This is a genomic window from Arthrobacter sp. NPDC057013 (assembly GCF_042674585.1).
Taxonomy (GTDB): domain Bacteria; phylum Actinomycetota; class Actinomycetes; order Actinomycetales; family Micrococcaceae; genus Arthrobacter.
Genome location: NZ_JBHUSE010000011.1, coordinates 20131 through 30267, shown reverse-complemented (window position 1 = coordinate 30267; position 10137 = coordinate 20131). Strand labels below are relative to the sequence as shown.

The following is a 10137-nucleotide window of genomic DNA, read 5'->3' as shown; positions in this document are numbered from 1 at the left end:
GAGTCAGAGTGCCGGGTCCGCTGCGCCTGCTGACTTCTTGCGGGTTTCCTGAAGGTGCAGCTGCAGTTTCGCTTCTGCTTCCCGGCGCCGTCTGGCCTGCTCGCGCATCTGCCGTGTCGCCTGGGAGCCTTCGGAATGAATCAGTCCGGCTGGTCGATTTCGGGGCGCGCCACCGCCGGAGGGTGCCGCCGCCGTAAGTTCCTCGCTCATGCCCAATGGTCACATGGGCGTGATCTTGCGGGAAGAGCCGTTGCCGGAGCGTGACCGGATCGGAACCTGGGGCACTGACTGGCGGCATTTATAAGGGCCGGCGGCGGTTGGGAAGGCGCCCCGGGCTCGTAAGGATCGCTCTCCGGGGCTCTTGCCGTCGGCCCCACCTTTATTTTACGAGCCCTGGGCCCACGCAGACAGGGGTATACCCCGGCAAATCTCACCGCTTCGACCCGCCGTTGCACCGGCCGGGGCGTGACTGGCGCGGGCGCGGGACCAGCGACGCCGGGATGGTGGTGCAGATGTGCGAGGGTTCAGTGGCCGGTCACTACAGCCGGCTTTCATTTCGGAAATTTCCGACATATTCTTCAGGTGTGCCCCCCGACATCTTCGGCGCCTTAGCCAACCCGGCACGGCGCACCATCCTCGACGAACTCCGCAATGGACCGCGCACGGCGGGTGATCTTACGGGCCTGCTCAGGCAGAGCCGGTCCGCGGCGTCGGAACACCTTGCCGTGCTGCGCGAGGCGGGGCTCGTCCGGGAAGAACGGCAGGGGCGGCACCGCGTGTACCACCTGCAGGCCGCCGCCCTGGCCGAGGTGGGCGGCTGGCTAAGGCATTACGAGCACTACTGGAACCGGCGCCTCGACGCGCTGGGCAACCTGCTGGACGGCAATCCACCGAACGAGGAGAAACCAACATGACCGACAACACGATCCGCCTCACGCGGCATTTCCCGCACCCGCCCGCGGCCGTCTGGAAGGCACTCACCACGCCGGACCTGCTCGCACGCTGGTGGGCGCCGGGCGACATCGCCCCCACCGTCGGGCACCGCTTCACGCTGGACATGGGCGCGTGGGGCCAGCAGCAGTGCGAAGTCCTGAGCGTCGATCCCGGCACGTCCATCAGCTTCCTCTTCGCCGAAGGTGCCCTGGACACCACCGTCACGTGGACGCTTGAAACCGTGGAAGACGGAACAGTCCTGCATCTCGAGCACACCGGCTTCAGGCTGGACACCCCGATGGGCCAGCAGGCATTCGACGGCATGGGCAGCGGCTGGCCGGGCGTGCTGTCCCGGATCGACGAGGTTCTCGTGGACGCAGCGCGGGCCTAGGCCCGCAACCAAAAACTACAGACCGCAATATCGGAAGGGCCGGCACCCCGCGTGCCGGTCCTTCCGTGTTTCCACCTCCGAGTACTGACCCGCACAACGCTCCCCTTGACTACCCCGCCACCCCTTCCCTACACTTTTCATAAAGCAGAATCTAAATTCCACAAAGCGGAAACGGCGGGAACAGCCGAGAAGCGGGGAAGATAGATCAAAGCCCCTCCCCGGAAGGACCTACGATGACGTACACAGTGAACTGCTCCATCCTCCTGACGGAGCTGCCCCTGCTCGAGCGCCCGGCAGCCGCGAAGGCGGCCGGTTTTGACGCCGTCGAGTTCTGGTGGCCCTTTGAGAACTCAGTCCCTTCTGACGCGGAGACCACGGCTTTCGAGCGCGCTATCACCAACGCCGGCGTCCAGCTCTCCGGCCTGAACTTCAATGCCGGCAACATGCCCGGCGGCGACCGCGGACTGGTCTCCTGGGTGGGCCGTGAGGGCGAATTCAAGGACAACATCGACGTCGTCGCCGGCATCGGTGAGCGCCTCGGCTGCAAGGCCTTCAACGCCCTCTACGGCAACCGCCAGGAGGAATTCAGCCCGGAGGAGCAGGACGAACTGGCTGCCAAGAACCTGGCCGCCGCTGCAGAAGGCGTGGCCCGGATCGGCGGCACCGTCCTCCTCGAACCCGTCAGCGGAGCCCCGCGCTACCCGCTCCTCAAGGCTCAGGACGCGCTCGACGTGATCGCCCGGGTCAAGGCGGAATCCGGCGCACAGAACATCAAGCTGCTGGCGGACTTCTACCACCTGGCCGTCAACGGGGACGACGTCGCCGCGGTCATCGAAAACCACGCCAAGGACTTCGGCCACATCCAGATTGCCGACAACCCCGGCCGGGGGGCTCCCGGAACCGGCGAGCTTCCCCTCGGCGAGTGGATCGCCCGCAGCCGCGAACTCGGCTACAGCGGCTGCATCGGCCTCGAGTACAAGGAACCGCAGGAAACCGCCTTCAGCTGGGCGATCCGCGAACACGCCGCCAACTAGTCCCCGCTCCCGCGCAAAGCTACAGACTTCAGAAAGAGAACCAACATGAGCAACGTTGCAGTCATCGGACTCGGAATCATGGGCCTGCCCATGGCCATCAACCTCGTCAAGGCCGGCCACACGGTGACCGGCTTCAACCGCAGCCAGGACAAGATCGACAAGCTCGTCTCCGAAGGCGGCAAGGGCGCGTCCAGCATCGCCGACGCCGTCAAGGACGCCGACGTCGTCATCACCATGGTGCCGGACTCCCCCGACGTCGAGGGTGTGGTCAGCGGCCCCGACGGTGTCTTCGCCAACGCCAAGCAGGGCACCCTCTGGATCGACGCGTCCAGCATCCGCCCCGACGTCGCCAAGCGCCTTTCGGAAGAAGCCACCGCAGCCGGCATCCGCCCCCTCGACGCCCCGGTTTCCGGCGGCGAACAGGGCGCCATCGACGCCGTCCTCTCCATCATGGTCGGCGGCGAGAAGGAAGACTTCGAGGCAGCCCAGGACGTCCTGAACGCCGTCGGCAAGACCATCGTCCACGTCGGCCCCTCCGGCTCCGGCCAGACCGTCAAGGCTTCAAACCAGCTGATCGTCGCCGTCAATATCGAGGTCCTCGGCGAGGCCATCGCCTTCCTCGAGGCCTACGGCGTGGACACCCACGCCGCCCTGAAGGTCCTCGGCGGCGGCCTGGCCGGCTCCAAGGTCCTCGACCAGAAGGGCCAGAAGATGCTCGACCGCAACTTCGACCCCGGCTTCCGCCTCGCCCTGCACCATAAGGACCTGGGCATTGTCACCTCCGCCGCCCGCGAAGCCAACGTCTCCATCCCGCTCGGCGCCGTCGTCGCCCAGCTCGTCGCCGCCACCGTCAACCAGGGCGACGGCGGCCTGGACCACTCGGGACTCTTCAAGCAGGTCCTGCAGCTCTCCGGTCGAAAATAAACGGGCCGGGAGTATCAGCCCGAACTTCCAGCCAGCCGCCGGGAGGAACGACGGCGGCACCCCCTTCATTGCCCGGCGACAGTCGCGGGGCCACTTCAGCACACCCAAAAACAGACTTTTTAGGAGCACACCATGACCAAGATGCGCACCGTAGACGCTGCCATCGCCATCCTGGAAAAGGAGGGCGCCACCGAGGCGTTCGGCCTGCCGGGTGCGGCGATCAACCCGTTCTACTCCGCCATGCGGGCCCACGGCGGCATCCGCCACACCCTGGCCCGCCACGTTGAAGGCGCCAGCCACATGGCCGACGGCTTCTCCCGCGCTGCGGACGGCAACATCGGCATCTGCATCGGCACCTCCGGCCCCGCCGGCACCGACATGATCACCGGCCTGTACGCCGCGTGGGCCGACTCGATCCCCATGCTCTGCATCACCGGCCAGGCCCCCGTTGCCAAACTGCACAAGGAAGACTTCCAGGCCGTGGACATCGAGTCCATCGCCAAGCCCGTCACCAAGATGGCCATGACCATCCTGGAGCCCGGCCAGGTTCCCGGCGCCTTCCAGAAGGCCTTCCAGCTGATGCGCTCCGGCCGCCCCGGCCCGGTCCTGCTGGACCTGCCGATCGACGTGCAGATGGCCGAGATCGAATTTGACATCGACACCTACGAGCCGCTGCCCGTCGAAAAGCCCAAGGCCTCCCGCAAGCAGCTGGAGAAGGCCCTGGACATGCTGGCGGCAGGCGAGCGCCCGCTGATCGTGGCCGGCGGCGGCATCATCAACGCCGGCGCCTCCGCGCAGCTGGTGGAGCTGGCCGAGCTGCTGAACGTTCCGGTGATCCCCACGCTGATGGGCTGGGGCGCCATTCCAGACGACCACGAGCTGATGGCCGGCATGGTGGGCCTGCAGACCAGCCACCGCTACGGCAACGAGTCCTTCCTCCGCAGCGACTTCGTCATCGGCATCGGCAACCGCTGGGCCAACCGCCACACCGGCGGCCTGGACACCTACACCGCCGGCCGCAAGTTCGTGCACATCGACATCGAGCCCACCCAGATCGGCCGCGTGTTCTCCCCCGACTTCGGCATTGCCTCCGACGCCGGCGCCGCCCTGGACGGCCTGCTGGAGATCGCCCGCGAGCGGCAGGCCGCCGGAACCCTGCCGGACTACAAGGGCTGGGTTGCCGAGTGCGCCGAGCGCAAGGCCACCCTGCACCGCAAGACCCACTTCGACAACGTGCCCATGAAGCCGCAGCGCGTGTACGAGGAGATGAACAAGGCCTTCGGCAAGGACACCACCTACGTGTCCACCATCGGCCTGTCCCAGATCGCCGGCGCCCAGATGCTGCACGTGTTCGGGGCCCGCAAGTGGATCAACGCCGGCCAGGCAGGCCCGCTGGGCTGGACCGCCCCGGCCGCCCTCGGCGTCGTCCGCGGCAAGCCGGGTGAGAACGTGGTGGCGCTGTCCGGCGACTACGACTTCCAGTTCATGATCGAAGAACTGGCCGTGGGCGCGCAGTTCAACCTGCCGTACATCCACGTGGTGGTGAACAACTCCTACCTGGGCCTGATCCGCCAGTCCCAGCGCGGGTTCAACATGGACTACCACGTGTCCCTGGGCTTCGACAACATCAACTCCCCGGAAACTGAGGGCTACGGCGTTGACCACATCAAGGTGGTTGAGGGTCTGGGATGCAAGGCCATCCGCGTGACCAGCCCCGAGGACATGCCGGCCGCGTTCGACAAGGCCAAGGCACTGATGGGCGAGTTCCAGGTTCCCGTGGTGGTTGAAGTGATCCTGGAAAAGGTCACCAACATCTCCATGGGCCTGGAGATCAACGCCGTGAACGAGTTCGAGGAACTGGCCGCAACCGCCGCCGACGCCCCCACCGCCATCCTGGCCCTACAGGACTAATACAGTCCAAATCCAGCCGCACCAAAAGTACCGAAGATAGGCTAGCAATGCGCATCGTGATCGCGCCGGACAAGTTCAAGGGCTCACTCTCCGCCCCGGACGTCGCCCGGCACCTTGAAGAAGGGCTCCGGAAGGGCTCCGCCACAGCGGGCCGCCCCGAAACCCTTGAGGTACTGCGGATTCCCGTGGCCGACGGCGGCGAGGGCACCCTCGACGCCGCCGTCGGCTCCGGTTTCACCCGCCGCCGCGCCGTGGTCAGCGGCCCCACCGGACAGCCGCTGACGGCGGAGTTCGCGGTCCGCGGCCGGGAAGCCGTGATCGAAATGGCGGCGGCATCCGGCCTCGCCGTCCTGCCGGCCACCGCTCTTTCCAAGCACGACGGCGGGCGGCCGGGTTCCGCTTCCGCCCGGACTGCCAGCAGCCTGGGCACCGGTGAACTGATCCGCGCGGCGCTCGACGCAGGCTGCCGGCAGATCATCCTGGGCGTCGGCGGCAGCGCCAACACCGACGGCGGCGCAGGCGTCCTGCAGGGACTCGGCGCCCGGCTGTTCGACGCCGCCGGCAACGAACTGCCCCCCGGCGGCGCCGCCCTCGCGGACCTCGCATCCATCGACTTCTCCGGTTTCGACACCCGGCTGGAGGAATCCCGCTTCGTCCTCGCGAGCGACGTGGACAACCCGCTGCTCGGACCGGAAGGCGCGGCGGCCATCTTTGGACCTCAGAAGGGCGCCACCCCCGCCGACGTCGCCGAACTGGACGCCGCCCTCGCCAACTTCGTCCAGGTCCTTGCCGCGGAGATCGGCCCCCGGGCCGTCAAGGCCGCCAACGCACCGGGTGCCGGAGCGGCCGGCGGCGTTGGCTACGCCGCCATCGCGGCGCTGGCGGCATCACGCCGCCCGGGCATCGACGTCGTACTCGAGTTCACCCGGCTGGCAGAACGGCTGGAGGGCGCGGACCTGGTCATCACCGGCGAAGGCAGCCTCGACGAACAGAGCCTGCTCGGGAAGACGCCCATGGGCGTTGCCCGGGCGGCAGCCGGTGCCGGACTTCCGGTGCTCGCCGTCTGCGGCCGCACCACGCTTTCGGCGGAACAGCAGCAGGGGTCAGGTTTCCGGCAGGTCTACCCTCTGACGGCGCTGGAAAGCAGAGTAGAGATATGTATGGCTGAAGCAGGCCGACTGCTTGAAGAATTGGGTCAGCACATCGGCGTGCACCTGACCGACAGTGTTAATACGAAGGAGCCCCTGAATGTCTGAAGAACGCTTTGACCTGGTCATCCGGGGCCGGCGCATCCTCACCACCGCCGGGATCGCCGCCCGTGAAGTGGGGGTCCGCGGCGGCAAGATCGTCGCCCTCGAACCGCTCGGCAACGGCCTCGCCGGCGCCGAGGTCGTCGAACTGGCCGACGACGAAACCCTGATCCCCGGCCTCGTGGACACCCACGTCCACGTCAACGAGCCCGGCCGCACCGAGTGGGAAGGCTTCGCGTCCGCCACCCGCGCCGCGGCCGCCGGCGGCGTCACCACCATCATCGACATGCCGCTGAACTCCATCCCGCCCACCACCAACGTGGACGGACTCAAGCTCAAGCGCGAGGTGGCCGAGGACCAGGCGTTCGTGGACGTCGGGTTCTGGGGCGGCGCCATCCCCGGCAACAAGGCCGACCTGCGCCCGCTGCACGACGAGGGCGTCTTCGGCTTCAAGTGCTTCCTGCTGCACTCCGGCGTGGACGAGTTCCCGCACCTGGAGGCGGACGAGATGGAGGAGGACATGCGTGAGCTGAAGTCCTTCGACTCGCTCATGATCGTCCATGCCGAGGACTCGCACGCCATCGACCACGCTCCCCACCCCGGCGGCGCCCACTACTCCACCTTCCTGGCCTCCCGCCCCCGCGGCGCCGAGAACAAGGCTATCGCCGAGGTGATCGAGCGCGCCCGCTGGACCGGCGCCCGCGCCCACATCCTGCATTTGTCCTCCTCGGACGCGCTGCCCATGATCGCGTCGGCAAAGCGCGACGGCGTGCACCTCACCGTGGAGACCTGCCCGCACTACCTCACCCTCATGGCGGAGGAAATCCCCGACGGAGCCACCGCGTACAAGTGCTGCCCGCCCATCCGCGAGGCCTCCAACCGCGAACTCCTTTGGCAGGGCCTGCAGGACGGCACCATCGACTGCATCGTCTCCGACCACTCGCCGTCCACCCTGGACCTGAAGGACCTGGAAAACGGCGACTTCGCTGTGGCCTGGGGCGGCGTCTCCTCGCTGCAGCTGGGCCTGTCCCTGATCTGGACCGAGGCCCGGCACCGCGGCATCCCGCTGGAGCAGGTGGTGTCGTGGATGGCCGAGAAGCCTGCCGCCCTGGCCCGCCTCTCCAACAAGGGCCAGCTTGCCCTCGGCTACGACGCCGACTTCTCCGTCTTCGCCCAGGACGAGGCCTTCGTGGTGGACGTGTCCAAGCTGAAGCACAAGAACCCCATCACCCCGTACGACGGCAAGGCACTTTCCGGCGTGGTCCGCCGCACGTACCTGCGCGGCAACGTGGTGGACGGCCAGACCCCCAGCGGCAAGCTGATCCGCCGCGGCGGCATCTGAGGGCCGCGCGGTGGCTGTGCACGCCCATTCACCGCGCGGCACGTCGGTCCGTAGTTTCGCCAAGGCCCACGGCCTGGCCGTCTGGGTAGCCCCGCCCGAAGGCCAGGACATCGCTCCCGACGTCCTGGCCCGGGCCGCCGAGCTGGTGCTGGCGCGGGCCCTTCAATTTGCTCCGGAGGCGGAAGTCCACTGGCCCGCCGCCGGAGCTGCTACTTCCGCCGCCGGGACCCACCCGGGCACGCCCCCAGGGGAGGGGGAAGCCATTGGTGCGCCCGACGGCGGAACTCCCGTGCCGCCGTCGTCCTCCCGGGAGGACTCCCAACCGGACTCCTCGGAAGGCGAGTCCCCGGAAACGGACGACGGCGGCGCCACCCACCTCCCGCCGTCGGCCGGGCACGTCAGCCGCGTGGCCGTGGACCTGGCCCAGTCCGAAGTGCTGCTGGACGGCGAGCCGGTGCCGCTGACCGGCGTCGAATTCAAACTGCTGCGCTACCTCGTGGAGCACTGCTCACGGACCGTTGACCGGGAGGAACTGCGGCTGTTCCTGGAGGCGTTCGACAGTCCCGGCGCCGCGACCCGTTCCATCGACGTCTACGTGGGGCGGGTGCGGCGGAAGCTGCGCGGCGGCCGGCACGCGATCGCCACGGTCCGCGGCGGCGGCTACCGCTTCATCTGCGGACCCGCGGCCACCGTGCGCGGCCCGGCGGAATACAGTATCTAGGGCTGCTGTTATCCATATCAGTCCGATCAGTCATTGCGTTTGACCAGATTTTTCGCTTGACCCAGATCCATCAGAAGGAATGCCATGAGCCCCAAACTGACCACCAAGCTCCAGCCCGGAACCCAGGCGCCGGACTTCACCCTGCAGGACGCAGAAGGCAAGCAGACCGCGCTGGCCGACTACCGCGGCAAGAACGTCATCGTCTACTTCTACCCCGAGGCCGCCACCCCCGGCTGCACCACCGAGGCCTGCGACTTCCGCGACAATCTGGCCTCCTTCCAGGGCTCCGGCTACGCGGTGCTGGGCATCTCCCCCGACGCGCCGGAGAAGCTGGCCAACTTCACGGGCGACTTCGGGCTGACCTTCCCGCTGCTGGCTGACGAGGATCACGCCGTGGCGCTGGCCTACGGTGCCTGGGGCGAGAAGCTCATCGACGGCGAGGTCCACGAGGGCATCGTCCGCTCCACCGTGGTCCTGGACCCCGAGGGCAAGGTCACGCTGGCCCAATACCAGGTCAAGGCGCAGGGCCACGTCCAGGCGCTCCGCGAACAGCTCGGCGTCTAACGCACAACCCTCTCTCACTTGCTGCAGCAAATCCACCGACGCTCTCTCAGTTCCGCAGCCTAGTACGAAACCCTCCTGCAATGGACTGCAGGAGGGTTTCGGTTTAAGCGGCAGGAGCTGAGAGAGCGTCCTTCAATAAGCGGCAGGTGCTGAGAGACGGTCCCCTACTTCAGGACCACAGTGCGGTTGCCGTTGAGGATGATGCGGCCTTCGCAGTGCCAGCGGACGGCGTTGCTGAGCGCTTTGCACTCGGTGTCGCGTCCGGCGGCGACGAGGTCCTCGGGGCCGAACGTGTGGTCCACCTCCACCACCTGCTGGGCGATGATGGGTCCCTCGTCGAGTTCCGCGTTCACGTAGTGCGCGGTGGCGCCCACCGTCTTCACGCCGCGGGCGTAGGCCTGGTGGTACGGCTTTGCGCCCTTGAACGACGGCAGGAACGAGTGGTGAATGTTGATCGCCTTGCCGTCCAGCTTCCGCGCGAGGTCGTCGCTGAGGACTTGCATGTAGCGGGCCAGCACCACCAGCTCAACGTCGAGCTCGTCCACGATTTCCAGCAGCCGCGCCTCGGCCTGCGGCTTGGTGGCCGCGGTGACCGGGATGTGGAAGAACGGGATGCCGTGCCAGTCCACGAGGGCCTGGTGGTCCGTGTGGTTGGACACCACGCCCACAACCTCAATGGGCAGTTCGCCTACACGGGCCCGGAAGAGCAGGTCGTTGAGGCAGTGGCCGAACTTGGAGACCATGATCAGCACCTTGCGGCGGGATCCGTTCCGTTCCAGCCGCCACTTCATGTTGTACTTCTCCGCCACCGGGGCGAACCCGGCGCGCAACTGCTCCAGCGTGGACTCGTTGCCGTCGGACGCGAAGTGCACACGCATGAAGAAGTGGCCCTCGGACCGGTCGCCGAACTGCTTGTTGTCGATGATGTCGCAGCCGTATTCCAGCAGGAAGCCGGAAACGGCGTGCACAATGCCCGGGCCTTCGGGGCAGTCCAGGGTCAGGACGTGCTCGACGCCGCTGTTTGCCTGCCCGGAGGCGCGGTTCTCAGTCTGAATAGCAGTCATTGT

11 protein-coding genes are annotated in these 10137 nt (G+C 67.5%); 9 read left to right on the top strand and 2 right to left on the bottom strand.

All coding sequences use genetic code 11. The features are described from left to right. Positions 1-3: 3 nt before the first annotated feature. On the bottom strand, positions 4-210 hold the full coding sequence (locus ACFTSA_RS14975; RefSeq protein ID WP_377952269.1) for a hypothetical protein: 207 nt from the start codon (positions 208-210) through the stop codon (positions 4-6). Positions 211-584: 374 nt separating this feature from the next. On the opposite strand from ACFTSA_RS14975, the gene ACFTSA_RS14970 reads away from it, so the two are divergent. The 9 genes from ACFTSA_RS14970 (at position 585) to bcp (ending at position 9070) form a co-directional block, all read left to right on the top strand. Then, the gene (locus tag ACFTSA_RS14970; RefSeq protein ID WP_377952268.1) at positions 585-914 is read left to right on the top strand and encodes an ArsR/SmtB family transcription factor; all 330 of its coding nucleotides are present in this window, start codon (positions 585-587) and stop codon (positions 912-914) included. Beyond that, positions 911-1324: an SRPBCC domain-containing protein gene (locus ACFTSA_RS14965; protein WP_377952266.1), complete on the top strand. Its 414-nt coding sequence runs from the start codon at positions 911-913 to the stop codon at positions 1322-1324. Before ACFTSA_RS14970 ends, ACFTSA_RS14965 begins: the two co-directional genes overlap by 4 nt. A gap of 233 nt (positions 1325-1557) precedes the next feature. Further along, complete coding sequence (locus ACFTSA_RS14960) at positions 1558-2358, top strand: hydroxypyruvate isomerase family protein (protein ID WP_377952264.1); 801 nt, start codon at positions 1558-1560, stop codon at positions 2356-2358. A 45-nt stretch (positions 2359-2403) separates the two neighbouring features. Continuing rightward, entirely contained in the window at positions 2404-3282 is an 879-nt protein-coding gene (locus ACFTSA_RS14955) for a 2-hydroxy-3-oxopropionate reductase (RefSeq protein WP_377952263.1), read from the top strand. A 132-nt stretch (positions 3283-3414) separates the two neighbouring features. Then, entirely contained in the window at positions 3415-5193 is a 1779-nt protein-coding gene (gene gcl / locus ACFTSA_RS14950) for a glyoxylate carboligase (RefSeq protein ID WP_377952262.1), read from the top strand. Positions 5194-5240: 47 nt separating this feature from the next. After that, positions 5241-6449, top strand: coding sequence for a glycerate kinase (locus tag ACFTSA_RS14945; RefSeq protein ID WP_377952261.1), 1209 nt, complete (start codon positions 5241-5243; stop codon positions 6447-6449). Continuing rightward, positions 6442-7785 carry an allantoinase AllB gene (allB, locus tag ACFTSA_RS14940; RefSeq protein WP_377952259.1) on the top strand — a complete coding sequence of 448 codons (1344 nt, stop codon included), beginning with the start codon at positions 6442-6444 and terminating at the stop codon, positions 7783-7785. Before ACFTSA_RS14945 ends, allB begins: the two co-directional genes overlap by 8 nt. Positions 7786-7795: 10 nt before the next feature. Continuing rightward, positions 7796-8506 carry a winged helix-turn-helix domain-containing protein gene (locus ACFTSA_RS14935; protein ID WP_377952258.1) on the top strand — a complete coding sequence of 237 codons (711 nt, stop codon included), beginning with the start codon at positions 7796-7798 and terminating at the stop codon, positions 8504-8506. 84 nt (positions 8507-8590) lie between these two features. Beyond that, positions 8591-9070, top strand: a complete 480-nt coding sequence (bcp, locus tag ACFTSA_RS14930; RefSeq protein ID WP_102971521.1) for a thioredoxin-dependent thiol peroxidase — start codon at positions 8591-8593, stop codon at positions 9068-9070. A 164-nt stretch (positions 9071-9234) separates the two neighbouring features. Here the strand turns inward: bcp and purU are convergent, their stop codons facing one another. Beyond that, positions 9235-10134, bottom strand: a complete 900-nt coding sequence (gene purU / locus ACFTSA_RS14925; RefSeq protein WP_377952257.1) for a formyltetrahydrofolate deformylase — start codon at positions 10132-10134, stop codon at positions 9235-9237. Between the last annotated feature and the right edge of the window lie 3 nt (positions 10135-10137).

Coding starts and splice junctions, on each gene's coding strand:
- gcl (WP_377952262.1), top strand. CDS start 3,415: ATGACCAAGATGCGCACCGTAGACGCTGCCATCGCCATCCTGGAAAAG.
- ACFTSA_RS14945 (WP_377952261.1), top strand. CDS start 5,241: ATGCGCATCGTGATCGCGCCGGACAAGTTCAAGGGCTCACTCTCCGCC.
- ACFTSA_RS14955 (WP_377952263.1), top strand. CDS start 2,404: ATGAGCAACGTTGCAGTCATCGGACTCGGAATCATGGGCCTGCCCATG.
- ACFTSA_RS14975 (WP_377952269.1), bottom strand. CDS start 210: ATGAGCGAGGAACTTACGGCGGCGGCACCCTCCGGCGGTGGCGCGCCC.
- ACFTSA_RS14965 (WP_377952266.1), top strand. CDS start 911: ATGACCGACAACACGATCCGCCTCACGCGGCATTTCCCGCACCCGCCC.
- ACFTSA_RS14960 (WP_377952264.1), top strand. CDS start 1,558: ATGACGTACACAGTGAACTGCTCCATCCTCCTGACGGAGCTGCCCCTG.
- allB (WP_377952259.1), top strand. CDS start 6,442: ATGTCTGAAGAACGCTTTGACCTGGTCATCCGGGGCCGGCGCATCCTC.
- purU (WP_377952257.1), bottom strand. CDS start 10,134: ATGACTGCTATTCAGACTGAGAACCGCGCCTCCGGGCAGGCAAACAGC.
- bcp (WP_102971521.1), top strand. CDS start 8,591: ATGAGCCCCAAACTGACCACCAAGCTCCAGCCCGGAACCCAGGCGCCG.